Source organism: Myxococcus sp. MISCRS1 (assembly GCF_026626605.1).
GTDB lineage: Bacteria > Myxococcota > Myxococcia > Myxococcales > Myxococcaceae > Myxococcus > Myxococcus fulvus.
In genome coordinates this window covers 1,189,588-1,204,073 of sequence record NZ_JAPNKB010000001.1, presented here as the reverse complement: position 1 = coordinate 1,204,073, position 14,486 = coordinate 1,189,588, and the positions used below count along the sequence as shown (strand labels likewise).

The 14,486-nt window shown below is 71.1% G+C and carries 10 protein-coding genes; 8 read left to right on the top strand and 2 right to left on the bottom strand.

The annotated features are described in order from the left end of the window. Positions 1–9: 9 nt before the first annotated feature. Complete coding sequence (locus OWM54_RS04560) at positions 10–2,052, bottom strand: protein kinase domain-containing protein (RefSeq protein ID WP_267696716.1); 2,043 nt, start codon at positions 2,050–2,052, stop codon at positions 10–12. Between the two features lie 246 nt (positions 2,053–2,298). Here OWM54_RS04560 and OWM54_RS04555 point away from each other — a divergent pair, with 246 nt between their 5' ends. Genes OWM54_RS04555 through OWM54_RS04530 form a run of 6 tightly spaced genes read left to right on the top strand, consistent with a single transcriptional unit; the run spans position 2,299 to position 9,472 of the window. Continuing rightward, positions 2,299–2,862: a chemotaxis protein CheW gene (locus tag OWM54_RS04555; RefSeq protein WP_074957366.1), complete on the top strand. Its 564-nt coding sequence runs from the start codon at positions 2,299–2,301 to the stop codon at positions 2,860–2,862. Then, positions 2,859–4,310: a CheR family methyltransferase gene (locus OWM54_RS04550; protein ID WP_223746788.1), complete on the top strand. Its 1,452-nt coding sequence runs from the start codon at positions 2,859–2,861 to the stop codon at positions 4,308–4,310. The genes OWM54_RS04555 and OWM54_RS04550 overlap by 4 nt, the downstream gene beginning before the upstream one ends. A 29-nt stretch (positions 4,311–4,339) precedes the next feature. Next, complete coding sequence (locus OWM54_RS04545; RefSeq protein WP_370640331.1) at positions 4,340–5,944, top strand: methyl-accepting chemotaxis protein; 1,605 nt, start codon at positions 4,340–4,342, stop codon at positions 5,942–5,944. Beyond that, positions 5,941–6,348, top strand: coding sequence for a response regulator (locus tag OWM54_RS04540; RefSeq protein WP_141323264.1), 408 nt, complete (start codon positions 5,941–5,943; stop codon positions 6,346–6,348). The genes OWM54_RS04545 and OWM54_RS04540 overlap by 4 nt, the downstream gene beginning before the upstream one ends. 7 nt (positions 6,349–6,355) lie before the next feature. After that, the gene (locus tag OWM54_RS04535; RefSeq protein WP_141323265.1) at positions 6,356–6,916 is read left to right on the top strand and encodes a chemotaxis protein CheW; all 561 of its coding nucleotides are present in this window, start codon (positions 6,356–6,358) and stop codon (positions 6,914–6,916) included. 9 nt (positions 6,917–6,925) lie between these two features. After that, the gene (locus OWM54_RS04530; protein WP_267696715.1) at positions 6,926–9,472 is read left to right on the top strand and encodes a hybrid sensor histidine kinase/response regulator; all 2,547 of its coding nucleotides are present in this window, start codon (positions 6,926–6,928) and stop codon (positions 9,470–9,472) included. Between the two features lie 195 nt (positions 9,473–9,667). On the opposite strand, the gene OWM54_RS04525 is transcribed toward OWM54_RS04530, so the two are convergent. Further along, positions 9,668–10,678 carry a histidine kinase dimerization/phospho-acceptor domain-containing protein gene (locus OWM54_RS04525; protein ID WP_267696714.1) on the bottom strand — a complete coding sequence of 337 codons (1,011 nt, stop codon included), beginning with the start codon at positions 10,676–10,678 and terminating at the stop codon, positions 9,668–9,670. 204 nt (positions 10,679–10,882) lie between these two features. On the opposite strand from OWM54_RS04525, the gene OWM54_RS04520 reads away from it, so the two are divergent. Continuing rightward, positions 10,883–12,958, top strand: a complete 2,076-nt coding sequence (locus tag OWM54_RS04520) for an alginate lyase family protein (protein WP_267696713.1) — start codon at positions 10,883–10,885, stop codon at positions 12,956–12,958. 67 nt (positions 12,959–13,025) lie between these two features. Further along, the gene (locus OWM54_RS04515; RefSeq protein ID WP_305070650.1) at positions 13,026–14,345 is read left to right on the top strand and encodes a nucleotide sugar dehydrogenase; all 1,320 of its coding nucleotides are present in this window, start codon (positions 13,026–13,028) and stop codon (positions 14,343–14,345) included. Positions 14,346–14,486 lie beyond the last annotated feature (141 nt).

Below are 14,486 nucleotides of genomic sequence, written 5' to 3'. Positions count from 1 at the left end.
TGACGGACCTCAGCGGCGCGGAGCCACCAGGCGCATGCTGAAGGTGTAGTCCACGTTCACCGGATGGCCCTGGTAGATGACGGGCTTGTAGGTGCGAGACTGGAGCGAGTCCAGCACGGCCTTCTCCATGTACTGCACCGTCTTGATGACGCGGCACTTCTCCACGCGGCCCTTGGTGGTGATGGTGCAGCGGGTGATCATCACACCCTCCGCCTTCGCCGCCATCGCCTCGCGCGTGTAGATGAGGTCCTTGCTCTGGTCGATCATCTCCGGCCGGGGCATGTCCTCGTTGTAGGGCAGCACGTCGCCGCGCGCGGAGGCCAGCGCCGCCGTGGGCAGCACGGGCACCGTCAGCCCGCCCGACACGCCCTTGGCCTGCGTGGCCGCCGCCGCGCCCACCGCGCCCGCCGTGGGGGGAACGGCCGGCTCCGCGGGCGCCTGCGTGGGCGCGAGCATCACCGGCGCGGACATGCCCCCGGGCGTGGCCACGGGCTCGGGCACGTCGACGTCATCCGAGGACGACGAGGAGGCGGTCGCCACCTCCACTCCGCCGCCCCGACCGCCGCGGCGCTTCTGCAGCTTCTGCGACAGCACCACGTCACCGGAGCCGCCCGTGACGACGGTCTCCATCTGGTAGCCCTCGAGCGCGAACGTCAGCTCGACGGTGATGGTGCCATCCTCACCCGGCGGCAGCTCCAGGGTGAACGGCGTCACGCCGCGCTCCTTGCCCCGGTAGAACACGCGCGCGCCGCTGGGCTGGCTCATCAGCTTGAAGCGGACCTTCTGGTTGCCCGCGGGCGTGGGCGCCGCCTGCGCCGCGGGAGCCACCTGCGCCGGCGCCTGCGCGACGGCGGCGGGCGTCGGCTCGGCGGGCTTGGGCGTCTCCTTGTTGCCCATGAAGAGCACCGCGCCGCCCGCGATGAGGCCAGCGACCACCACGCCGCCGAGCCCGCCCATGAGCAGCGTGCGCTGCCGGGCGCGCTGCACCGCCACCGGCACCTCGACGCTGATGTCCACGGCGATGGTGTCACCCGACTCGGTGGACGCGCTGCCGACGCTGGAGAACAGCGGAGAGGGGTAGGGGCCCGTCGTCGTCGCGCCGCCGGGGCGCTTGAAGATGCCGCTGTTGCCGCCCGCGGACATGCTCGCCTCGCGCAGGCCCTCCAGCATCTCGTCCATCGTCTGGAAGCGGCGCGCCGGGTCCTTCTCCAGGCAGCGGCGCACCACGCCCTCGATTTCGGGCGGAATCGCGAGGTCCGGACGCAGCTGCTGGAAGGTGGGCGGGGCTTCCTTGTAGTGGGCGAAGATGAGCTCGATGTGGTCGCGCGCGATGAACGGCGGCCGGCCCATCAGCATCTGGAAGAGGACGATGCCCAGCGAGTACACGTCGCTGCGCGCGTCCGTCGCGTTGCGCGCCTGCTCGGGCGCCATGTACTGCGGCGAGCCGAGGAACGTGCCGTTCTGGGTGATCTCCGGGGAGATCTGCCCCTCCTGCGGCGCCGCCACCGACTTCACGAGCCCGAAGTCCAGGACCTTCACCAGGTCCTGATCCTGCTCGTTGAGCAGCATGATGTTGGCGGGCTTCAGGTCGCGGTGGACGATGCCCAGGCTGTGCGCCTCGCGCAGCGAGCGGCAGATCTGCTGCGCGATGGCCACCGAGCGCGACCAGGACAGCGGCCCTACCTGCCCGAGCACCTGGGCCAGCGTGCGACCGTCCAGGTACTCCATGGCGATGTAGAAGATGCCGTCGTCCGTCTGGCCATAGTCGATGACGGTGACGGTGTTGGGATGGCGCAGCTTCGACGTCAGCGACGCCTCGCGCAGGAAGCGCTTCTGGAAGCCTGGATCCCTGCTGCTGGGGAAGCTGGGGTTGAGCACCTTGAGCGCGACCACTCGCTCCAGGGGGGCCTGCAGGGCGCGGTAGACCTTGCCCATTCCTCCGACACCCAGGGGCTCCAGGATGCTGAAGCGGCCGTTCAGGGTGCGACCGATGAGCGGATCCGCGCCCGGCGCGCCAGGCGTCTCGGGGTTCGGCGAGTCGCCCTTGATCATTCGTACCCCCTGACAACAAGCAACATGGATTCTCCAGGAGTGTGCCGGGTCCGCATCAAACCATATCTTCACTTCCGGACGCACTCCCCGCCTGGTGGACACCCGACCTGTCGAGGCGGCTGAGGACACACATCCGCCGCGTCGGATGGGGGACGGTCAGTTTGACCCCGCATTGACGGTTATTCCTGGCCCGGACTAGCGTGAGTCGACCCGCGCGCCAGGGCTGAAGCGGGCGGGGCCGTCCCCATGGCAGACACCCCCAACAACCCCGTGGACACACAGGTGCGCCGGGCCTCCGTCGAGGAGCGACTGGGTGCGCTGGAGCTCGAGCAGGCGCGGCTGCGTCAGGAGTTGATCTCCCTGTCGGGAGAGCTGCGACTGCCGGGGCTCTTCCTCACCCTGGACGCGGCGGGCACCAGCGCGCTGCTCGCGGCGGACGCCGTGCAGGAGGTGGTGCGATTGGTGGAACTGGAGCCGCTGCCGGGGGCGCCGCCCCATGTCGCGGGCACCTTCATCTATCGAGGCAACCCGGCCGTCGCGGTCGACCTGGCGGTGCTGCTGGGCGTGACGCGGCAGCCGGAGCTGGATGCGCACCTGGTCATCTGCAAGGGCGCGCGCCCGGTGGCCGTGCTGGTGGACCGTGTCAGGGATCTGGTGGAGGCGCCCACGTTGGTGGAGGGCACTCCCGATGGCACGGTGACTTTGCCGTGGGACCGGACGGGGTTGATGGCGGGCCTGTGCCGGACGCCCGAAGGGGTGCGGCCGTTGCTGCGCGTCTCGGCGGTGTTGGTGGGGTCGGAGGGGGCGTGAGCGAGGCCGTCCTCGATGACGCGACGCTCATCCAGGTGGAGGAGGTCCTCCGGGCCGCCTGCGGCCTGACGCTCGCGCACAGCCTGCGCCGCACGTTGGAGACGGCGCTCGCGCGCTCGTCGGAGGCGCGGGGCCTTGCGCCCGCGTCGTTCCTGCGCGGGCTGTTGCGCCGCGACGCGCAGGCGGTGGAGACCTTCATCGAGCACGCCGTCATCGGCGAGACGTACTTCTTCCGTCACCCCGAGCACCTGCGCACGCTGGCGCGGCTGGCCGTGCCGCCGGCGGGGCCGTTCTTCCAGGTGTGGAGCGCGGGCTGCGCCACGGGCGAGGAGCCGTACAGCATCGCCATGGCGTTGCTCGCGGCGGGCGTCCCCGAGGGCCGCTTCCGGGTGCTCGCCACGGATGTGTCCAACCGGGCGCTGGACCGCGCGCGCGCGGGGCTCTACGGCCCGTGGTCGCTGCGGCACATCGAGCCGGAGCTGGAGCGCCGCTACCTGGAGCCGCAGGGCGATCAGCTCTCCGTCGTCGCGCAGGTTCGCCGCTCGGTGGAGTTCCGCCGCCACAACCTGGCCAACGAGCCGCCGCCCGTGAGCGCGCCGAGCGCCATCTTCTGCCGCAACGTCCTCATCTACTTCCCGCCCGAGCTGGTGCGCCAGGTGCTCACGCACTTCGTCTCCGTGCTCGCGCCGGGCGGGCTGTTGTTCGTGTCGCCCGCCGAGGTGCCGCTCACCAACGGGCTGGGGCTGGAGACGGTGGATGCCGAGGGCAGCGTGGCGTTGAGGGTGCCGCCTCCGGGTTGGACGCGGCCCGCGCCGCCCACGCCCCGGGCCGTGCGCGACGCGGCCCAGGCGCTGCTTCGCACGGCGGCGCGGGCCGCGGCGCGTCCCTCGGCGCTGGGGGAGGGGGGCTCGACCCAACCGGCGCGCACGCCCTCGGGGACCGAGATGCCCGTCGTGAGCCTGTCCGCCATCGCCACAGGCCCGCACAAACCCCAGGGCGCGGGAGAGGCGCGGGGCCCGCAGGCCGTGCCCGCTTCGAGCGGGAGCGCCACGGGGCCCATGGAGCGCGCGCTGGACGCGGCCCGCTCGGGCCGCTTCGAGGAGGCCGAGGCGCTCGCGCGCGAGGCGGCGAAGGCGTTGGTGCCGGAGGCGTACCTGCTGCTGGCCATGGTGGCGGAGGGGCGCGGGGACTTGAACGGCGCGGTGGAGGCGGTGCGCAAGGCGCTGTACCTGGAGCCCCGGTTGGCGCTCGGTCACGCGACGCTGGTGGCGCTCTACGGACGCATGGACCGGCCCGAGGACGCGGAGCGCGCGCGACAGAACGCGCTGCGCTCGCTCGACGGGCTGGATGATGAACACCCGCTGCGTGGGGTGGAGACGATGACCGCCGGCGGCCTGCGACAGGCCCTGGTACCCAGAACTCAGGCTGGATGGCAGGGCGCGCGCTAGCGCGCGCGCTTTCGCCCGTGGGAGTCAACGTGGACCTCGAGAAGACGAAGCTGACGCTGCCAGGGCTGCTCGCGATGGGCCGCCTCAGCCTGCGCTTCAAGATTGTCGCCGTCACGGGCGTGACGGGTGTGCTCGTGGCGGGCATCCTCGTGCTCGCCTTCTGGATGCAGATGAGCAACGCGCAGCGGGAGGACTTGTCCCGGCGCTCGCACGCGGTGAGCGAGGAGCTGGCGAAGACGCTCACGCCCATGCTGTCGGCCAGCCCGGACGCCAGCCGCCTGCAGTCCACGGCGCACGGTGTCCTGCGCCATGTCCCGGACGTGGCCTACGTGCTGGTCCGCGACGCGAAGGGTGAGCTGCTCGCGGAGGTCGCCGCGGAGCGCTTCGCGGGCGCGGATCAGCCGTCCGCCGAGGGAGACACCGCGGTGGAGCGCCGGCTGGTCATCAACGACGAGGCGGTGGTGGAGTCCTCCACCCCCGTGGTGGCGCCGCAGGCAGGCGCCTCGCGCCGGGTGGGCACCGTGCAGGTGGCGCTCCACGAGGAGGCGCTCACCAACGCGCTGCGAGGCACCACGCGCTTCACGTTGGTGCTCGGCGTCTTCATCCTGGCCGCGTGCCTGGTGGCGTCGTGGTTCTTGTCCGGGCTGCTCGTCGTGCCGCTGGAGCGACTGTCGCACGCGGCGGCGGGAATCGCCGGGGGCAACCTGCGCCAGCGCTTCGACACCGAGGCCAACGACGAGATTGGCGCGGTGTCGCGCAGCTTCGCGGCCATGTCGGAGGGGCTCGCGCACCTGCTCGAGGACCTGAAGGGCGCGGCGGCGGAGATGGAGAAGGAGGCGGCGGGTGTGCTGACGACGTCCTCGCAGCAGTCCGCCATGGCGCACCAGCAGGCGTCCGCCATCAGCGAGACGAGCACCACGGTGGCGGAGATTGCCCAGACATCCAAGCAGGCCACGGCCTACGCGGACTCGGTCATCTCCCAGACGCAGAAGTCGGAGACGCTCAGCGCCGAAGGCCAGAAGGTGGTGTCGGAGAGCGTGTCCGGCATGGAGAAGCTGGGCGAGCAGGTGAAGGCCATCGCGCTCTCCATCACGGATTTGAACGAGCGCACGCTCCAGATTGGCGACATCATCAGCACGGTGAAGGACGTGGCCGAGCAGTCGAACCTGCTGGCGCTCAACGCCTCCATCGAGGCGGCGAAGGCGGGCGAGCACGGGCGGGGCTTCGCGGTGGTGGCCACGGAGATGCGCACGCTGGCGGAGCAGTCCCGGCTGGCCGCGGAGCAGGTGCGCGGACTTCTCAACGAAGTGCAGAAGGGAACGCGCGCGGCCGTCACGGCCACGGAAGAAGGCAGCCGCCGGGCGCAGGCGGCGATGGAGCTGGCGCGCGGCGCGGGCAACGCCATCCTCGGACTGTCCGAAGTCATTCGCGAATCGTCCGGTGCGGCGCGACAGATCGCGGGCAATACCCGGCAGCAGACGATTGGCGTGGAGCAGATCGCCGCGGCGATGGGCGAGCTGACGTCGGCCATGGGAGACTCCGTCATCGGGACGCGACGCATCGAACAGGTGGCTGGAAACCTGACCAATCTCTCGAAGCGCTTCTCGGACCTGGTGGGTAGGTACCAGCTATGAATGTGAATGTGGCGACGGAACGAAAGTCCTTGAAGGTCCTCATCGTGGAGGACACGAAGACCATCACCAATCTGCTCCAGGTCTACCTGATGGGCTGGGGCCTGGAGTTTGTCGACGCCCCCAACGGAGCGGTGGGGCTGAACAAGGCGCGCGAGTACAGGCCGGACCTCATCATCTCCGACGTGCAGATGCCGGAGATGGACGGCTTCGCCCTGTGCGCGGCGGTGCGCGCCGACTCCAACCTGCATGACACGCCCTTCATGCTGCTCACCTCCCTGAAGGACGACGCGAGTCGCAAGAAGGGACAGCTGGTGGGGGCGAGCGCCTTCCTCAACAAGCCGGTGTCGGTGGACGACCTGCGCTCGAAGGTGCGTGACATGTTGAAGCTGCCCGCGACGAAGTGACGAGCCCATGCCGGGTGACGAGGTCAAGGTGAGCAAGGACTCCACGGGGCCCAGGCCCCAGCTCGGGACGACCGGGGTGAGCGTGGACAAGCGCCGCGAGGTGCTCGGCGCGCGCGCTCGCGCCCTGGCCGAGTCTCGTCACGAGGAGCATCAAGAGGTGCTGTCCGTGCTCGCCTTCCAGGTGGGCGGGGAGCGCTACGCGGTCCGAATCGAGCACGTGGACCATGTGCTCGAGGCGCGTGGCATCTCCTCGCTGCCCGGGGCGCCGCGGCACGTGCTGGGCGCGCTGGCCAGCCGCTCGCGCGTGGTGCCGGTGCTGGACCTCCGCCAGCTGCTGGGGCTGGAGGGCGGCGGCATGTCGGACCTGGGCAAGATCGTGGTGGTGGAGGTGGACGAGGAGTGCTTCGGCCTGGCGGCGGAGACGGTGGAGGGGCGTAAGGAGTTGCCGAAGTCGGAGCTCTCGCAGCCCCCGCCGGGACCCTTCCTGTACCTGACTCCGGACCGGCTGACGGTGCTGGAGCTGGAGCAGCTCGGGGGCCCGGCCGCGGGACGGCAGGCGCAGGAATAGGGGCGCGACATGGATCCGCAGCTCTTGCGCAGCATCTGGCCGGTCTTCTCCGCGGAGACGCGTGAGCAGATCCAAGCCATTGGAGCGAAGGTGCTCGGGTTGGAGGGCCCCTCGAACGAGCGCGAGGCGGACCTCCTGCCCTCGCTCAAGCGATTGGTGCACAGCCTCAAGGGCTCGGCGGCGAGCCTGGGGCTCGACGACATCGAGCAGGTGGTGCACGCCATCGAGGACGGGCTGACCCACATCCGCACGGATGACGGCCTTCCTCGCGACGCGGTGGAGTCCATGCTGCGCGGCCTGTCCGGCATCGAGGCCGCCATGGCCCGGGGCGACGCGGGACAGGCGCCCCAGGTGGATGGCCTGGCCGGGCTGCTCAAGTCGCTGGGCCGCGACGTGGTGCTGCCCGAGTCGGCCGCGGTGCTGTCCGGGCTCGCGGCGAAGGGGCTGGAGGCGCTGGAGTTCCTGGAGGCCGCGCTCGGCGCGCTGTGCTCGCCGGACGTGCCGGACCGCGCGGCCGTGGTGCGCAAGGCGATGGAGCGGGCGCGCGGGCTGAAGGTGCAGGCCCTGGAGGCCGGCTCCGCGCGGCTGGCCACGCTGTCCGAGTCCGCCGCGCTGGGGTTCGCGCGCATGGAGCCGGGAGGCGACGCGGCGAGTCTCGCGGCCTCCGAGGTCGCGGGCACGCTGGTGGACCTGCGCGGACAGCTCGAGCACGAGCGGCCGCCGCAAGCGGTGGCGCGCGCGGTGGAGACGTTGCGCGCGGTGCCGGTGGCCGTGGAGAACGGCGCGTCCGGTGCGCAGCAGGCGCCCGTGCAGCAGGAGGCCCGGGCCTCGACGGACCACACGGTGCGCGTGGCGGTGAAGACGCTGGACTCGCTGGCGCTCCAGGTGGAGCTGCTCGTGGCGGGGCGCTCCCAGCAGGCGCGGCGCTCGGAGAGCTACCGCGCGTTGTCGGATGGGACGCACGAGGTGCTGCGTCAACTGGAGCGCGCCGCGTCGGAGCTGACGCTCGCGGGAGGCGGTGGCGCGGCGCTGGATTCACTGCGCTCGGGCGTGACGCTGATGCGGAGCATGCAGAAGCGCCTGCTGGAGGTGTCGCGCGAGGCGCACCGGGACAGCGAGCAGCTCGCGCTGGTGGCGCAGGTGGCGCGCGATGACCTGCGGGACCTGCGCATGGTGCCCGCCTCGCAGCTGCTGGAGCCCTTGCGTCGCACCGTGCGCGAGGTGTCCGCGCGGCTGAACAAGGACGTGGCGCTGGAGCTGGCGGGCGGCGAGGTCCGGTTGGACCGGCGCATCCTGGATGCGCTCAAGGACCCGCTGCTGCACCTGGTGCGCAACGCCATCGACCATGGGCTCGAGACGCCGGACGAGCGCCGCCAGGCGGGCAAGTCCGAGACGGGGCGGCTGACGGTGCGCGTGGAGCCCCGGGGCGCGCGCATCGCCGTGGTGGTGGAGGACGATGGTTACGGGCTGTCTCCCGAGCGCGTGAGGGCCACGGCCGTGCGCCGGGGCCTGTTGACGGAGGACGCGGCCGCGAAGCTGTCCGACGCGCAGGCCGCGCGGCTGGTGTTCCAGCCGGGCTTCTCCACGCGTGAGCAGGTGACGGCGACGTCGGGCCGGGGCGTGGGGCTGGACGTGGTGCAGGCCACGGCGGCGCGGCTCCAGGGTTCGGTGGATGTGGAGTTCTGGGCCGGGCGGGGGACGCGCTTCACCGTGGACCTGCCGCTGACGCTGGCCGCGGCGCTGGGGCTGCTGGTGCGCACGGGCACGACGGTGTCCGCGATTCCGTCCGACAGCGTGGAGCGCGTGATGCGCCTCACGCCGGACGACGTGGGCACGGTGGCCGGGCGCGTGGTGGCGCGTGTGGATGGCTCGCAGCTCACGTTCCTCCCGCTGGCGGAGGCCATCGGGCTGCCCCGGCTGCCGCTCGCCATCGAGTCGGGCCGCGTGCAGACGGCGGCGCTGGTCGTCGTGGGTGGGGACAAGGTGCTGTACGCCATCGACGAGGTGGTGGGGCAGCAGGAGATTGTCGTGCGCTCGCTGGGCAAGCATCTGCAGAGCGTGCGGCATCTGGCTGGCGCGGCGGTGCTGGATGACGGACGCGTGGTGCCGGTGCTCAACGCGCCGGAGCTCGTGCGCGCGGCGAGGCCGGAGACGCGCTCGATGGCGACGGAGTCGCGTCGTCCGCGCATCCTCGTGTGCGACGACGCGCTCACGACGCGCTTCGCGATGAAGTCGCTGCTGGAGATCGCCGGCTTCCCGGTGGTGACGGCGGCGGACGGCGAGGAGGCCTGGGGCATCCTGGAGCGCACGTCGTGCCAGCTCGTGGTGAGCGATTGGCAGATGCCTCGGCTGGATGGTGTCGGGCTCGCGCGGCGCATCAAGTCACACCCGACGCTGCACTCCACGCCCATCATCCTCGTCACCTCGCTCGACAGCCCCGAGGACCGCGCCGCGGGACTCGAGGCGGGCGCGGATGGCTACCTCGTCAAGCGCGAGGTGGAGCGCGGCAGGCTGCTGGAGCTGGTGCGACAGCTCCTGCCCGCGAACGCGGCGTAGCGGCTCGAGTCGGGGAATCGGCTTCGGTGGCCTGTCCCGACCCGTGGCGATGAGCCCCGCGTCGGAATGGAAAGGCGCTCTTGCCGAGCAGCGGCCGGGGCGTCGCGCCCGGCCGTTCCAGGCAGGCCCGACGCGCGACTCGCGAGATGGTCGGGTGGAGGCGCGATGCTGGGAGCGGGCGGGCCCGCGAATCGCTCAGCCCGTGACGGCGGCGCCGGGAGGTCCGAGCTCCGCCGGAAGTCGCGCGACCCAGCGCGGCTCCTCGTCGGTCGGCGCCTCCAGGGTTCCTCCGAGCCGGCGCGTCAGCTCCCTCATCCGTGTGAGGGCCTTGGCCGAGGGAGTCTCTCCGCCCCGAGTCATCGCGAGCACCCGCCAGCTGCTCGTCGGCTCGAACGCCTCGACCTGGAGGTCCATCGCGGTGGCGCGCGTCGACGCGAGCCCGCGCGCCATCGCCCGCATCCAGGTCTCCACCTCGATGCGGGCTCCCTTCACCAGCAGGGGACGCTCCGGCAGCGCCATCGTCACCGTGCACCGTTGCGCGTGTCGCGACGCGGGACCGAAGGCCGTGTGCAAGAAGGGCCGCAGGTCCGTGACTGCTCCGCGTCCCAGTCGATGGTCGATGAGCGCCCGCTGGTCCTGCGCCGCGCGCATCATCCGGTCCAGGTAGCGCTGCACCGTCGCGTTCATCGGCCCGGCGATGCCCTTCATCATCATGTCCAGATAGCCCTTGATGACCATCAAGGGGGTCCTGAGGTCATGGGCGGCGTGTGAGCGGCGCTGCTCCCACCGGGCCACCTCGCGCTCCAGCTCCCTGCGCTGGGCCAGCAGCTTCGTATGACGTGCGTTCGCGGCCGACTCCCGCGCACGCGCCGCGAGCAGCGCGCTCCCGAAGGCGGACAGCCGTTCGAGCACTGCGCCGTCCGCGCGCTCGGGCCAGACCTTGAGCATCCGTCCACCACCGGACATGGGAAGCGGAATGCCCGTGCCCGCGCGCGCCACGCAGACGCGTCCATCGAAGAGCGCCGCGCCGGAGGCCCCCGTCAATCGGAGCGTCTCGCGCAGCAACAACTCCATGCCCGCGTGGGCACCACGGCACAGGGCCCGCTCGGCCACCGCCACGAGCGCCTGTTCCACCCCCGCGTCGACATCCGGGTCGACGCTCCGCCCACTCCGAGCACCCACTTGCACGCGCAGAGGTATGGGCACGGCACCTCCAGGGCGCAACACTGCCCAGGGTGGGCAAACAAGGCGCCGACACCCGGCAATCCTTTACCCATGCTCCTCGGCGACCTCCCGACTTTTTACCGTCCCGCGGGGCGGGATGATCGCCCAAACCCGCTCAACTCCTCGGAGAGCCCCCTTGGCCGGACCCTTGCTAACGGCCTCTGCGACGGGCGGCGGAAGGGACTGATGGGGACTCTCGACTACTACGCGGCAATCGCCAGACTGGCTCCGGGGGCCTTGGCCCTCAGCGCCGTGCGGCGTGTGCAGGGCGTGGCACGGCAGGCACGATACCGACGGCGTGAGCGCACCGATGAGGTGCGGCTGTTGAGCGCGTTCGGCGTGACTCGCGCGGAGGAGCTGGCCCAGAAGGCGCTCAACAGCCGCACCTCGCGCGCATGGTGCGAGGTGTCCCAGCGCGAGTCCGTGCTCGCCGCGCTCTCCACGATTCCAGGCGCGCGTGAGCGCGCCATCGCCCGGGCCCAGGCCGCGCTCCGTCAGGAGTGGGACGTCTTCGGCACGCGCGTCGTCTTCGGCGAGGGCAAGCCGGTGGACTGGTCGCTCGACGTGCTCAGCGGCCACCGCTATCCGCTGGCGCCGGTGGAGCGGATGCCGCTCCTGTCGAAGGGGAATGACCCGAAGTACCCCTGGGTGATGGGGCGGCTCGACAGCGTCATCGCGCTGGCGCAGGGCTACTGGGTGGAGACCTCTCGCCGTGAGCGCTCGCGGCTGGCCTCCGCCTTCGTGATGCAGGTGCTCGACTTCCTCCAGGCCAATCCCGTGGGGCAGGGCGTGCAGTGGTCCTGTGCCATGGAGGTGGCGCTGCGCGGAGCCAACCTGGCGCAGGCCCTGGCCATGTTCGCCGACGCGCCCGAGGTGCGCCGCGCGGAGTTCCTGGTGCCGCTGCTCGGCTCGCTCGCGGACCACATGTCCTGGGTGGAGGCCCACCTCGAGGACCGGGGCGCGGTGCCCAACAACCACCTGGTCTCCAACCACGTGGGCCTGCTCGTCGTCGGCCTGCTGTTCCCGGAGCTGCCCGGTGCCTCGCGCCAGGTGGCGCTGGCGGTGGCCGGCCTGTGCGAGCAGATGTCCGCGCAGGTCCACGTCGAGGGCACCTCCTTCGAGGGCTCCATTCCCTACCACCGTCTCTCGGTGGAGCTGTTCACCCTGGCGCTGCTGGTGGCGCGGGGCGCGGGCGTGGCGCTGGGCACGGCCTACGAGACGCGGCTCAAGCGCATGTTCCACGCGGTGCGCGCGTGGTCCTCCGAGACGGGCCTGGCGCCGCAGATTGGCGACAACGACTCCGGCCGCGTCTTCCCGCTGCGAGACCGCGGCGACATGGAGCAGGGCTACCTGGTGGGCCTGGGCGCGGCGCTCTTCGGAGACGCGGCCCTGGCGGGCGGCGAGCTCCCGGACGAGGCCGCGTGGCTGCTCGGGCACGTGGGCCTGGAGCGCTACCAGCGCCTGTCACCGGGCGCGGCGCCGCGGTCCATCAGCTTCCCGGAGGGCGGCTTCCACGTGCTGCGCGGCGCGGGCGCCGTCGTCACCGTGAGCGCGGGAAAGCAGGGCCAGCGCGGGGTGGGCGGCCACAGCCACAACGACAAGCTCTCCTTCGAGCTGCACCTGGGCGGCCGTCCCGTCATCGTCGACCCGGGCACGGGCTCGTACACGCGCGACCCGGCGATGCGCAACGCGTTCCGCGGCACCGCCGCGCACAACACCGTGCAGGTGGATGGCGCGGAGCAGGCCACGCTCGACAAGGCCCGGCTGTTCGCGCTGCCCGAGGAAGCCAAAGCGCGCGTGGTGGCCTTCCTTCCTGGCGCCACCGTGGACAGATTGCGGGCCCGCCATGATGGTTACCGCCTGCTGCCGGCCCCGGTCGGCATCGAGCGCACGTTCCGGTTGGACCGGCGCGAGCGCTCGCTGGCGGGGCGGGACTCCTTCATCGGTACGGGGCTTCACGAAGTCGTTGGACGCTTTCATCTTCCCGATGAGCAGGCCCGGCGGGTGACGCCGGACGCGCAGGTGCTCGCGCGGGCGCAGCGCGCGGCGGAGGAGCCGCTGGTGTTCTCGCCCGTCGCGGTGGAGCTGGGCCCGGAGGGGGCGCCGCTCGCATGGATTCTGCTGGAAGAGGGCCTGGAGTCGCAGGTGGTGCCCTCGCGCTATTCGCCCGGCTACGGGCGGGTGGTGCCCGCGGTGACGGTGGAGTTCCGGGGGCAGGTGAAGCCTCCGTCGAGTTTGAAGTGGGTCGTGGTCTTCAGGTGAGTGTTCGGGTCGGGGCGTGACCGCTCTGCGGCACGTCGCATCAGGAGAGGTGAGGACGATGAGGGTGATGGTGGGCAGCCCGCTGCTGGAGCGGATTCGTCGGCGGGAGGCGAAGGTCGGTGTGGTGGGGCTGGGGTACGTGGGTCTTCCCCTGGGCATGGCGTTCGCCGAGGCCGGCTTCCCGGTCGTGGGGCTCGATGTCGACAAGCGCAAGCTCGACAAGATCGAGAAGGGCGAGAGCTACATCAAGCACATCCCCAGCGCGCCGCTGGCGGAGCTGACGAAGGCGGGCAAGCTGAAGGCCACCGGGGACTTCTCCCGGTCCAAGGAGCTGGACTGCGTCATCATCTGCGTGCCCACGCCGCTGACGGCCTCGCGTGAGCCGGACATGAGCTACATCATCCAGACGGGTGAGTCGCTCGCGCCGCACGTGCGCCGCGGTCAGCTCTTCATCCTGGAGTCCACCACGTACCCGGGCACCACCGAGGAGGTGCTCAAGCCGATCCTGGAGAAGAACGGCCTCAAGGCGGGCGTGGACTTCCACCTGGCCTTCAGCCCCGAGCGCGAGGACCCGGGCAACAAGAGCTTCAACACCAAGACGATTCCGAAGATCGTCGGCGGCTACTCGCCCGAGTGCTCCGAGGTCGCGGCGGCGCTGTACGGCAGCGCGCTGAAGGAAGTGGTGCCGGTGTCCTCCACGCGCGTGGCGGAGCTCGCCAAGCTGCTGGAGAACATCTACCGCTGCGTCAACATCGCCATGGTCAACGAGATGAAGATGCTCTGCGACCGCATGAACGTGGACGTGTGGGAGGTCATCCAGGCCGCGAGCACCAAGCCCTTCGGCTTCCAGCCGTTCTACCCGGGCCCGGGTCTGGGCGGTCACTGCATCCCCATCGACCCGTTCTACCTGACGTGGAAGGCGCGCGAGTACGAGTTCCACACCAAGTTCATCGAGCTGGCCGGCGAGGTGAACTGGCAGATGCCGTACTACGTGGTGCAGCGCACCATGGAGGCGCTCAACAAGGCGAAGAAGACGCTCAACGGCGCGAAGGTGCTGTGCCTGGGCGCGGCGTACAAGAAGGACATCGACGACATGCGCGAGAGTCCGTCCCTGCGCATCATGACGCTGCTGGCGGAGAAGGGCGCGGAGCTCAGCTACCACGACCCGTACGTGCCGGAGCTGCACAAGGGCCACGGCTTCAACATGGAGATGAAGTCCGTCCCGCTCGAGCCGGAGAAGCTCGGCGAGTACGACGCGGTCCTCATCCTCACGGACCACACCAACATCGACTACGCCGCCGTGGTGGCCAACGCGACGTGTGTGATTGACACGCGCAACGCCACCAAGGGCGTGCCCCAGGGCCGCGAGAAGGTGACGAAGGCGTAAGGCAGACGAGCCTGGGCCCGGAAGTCGACCCTCCGGGCAGGGGTTCGCGACTCCAGGTGTCGGGAGGGGCACCTGGAGTCAGCGGACCTGCTCGTCTTGCGGGGTGGTTTGGGTACAGTGGGGGGCGTGACAGCCCTCACC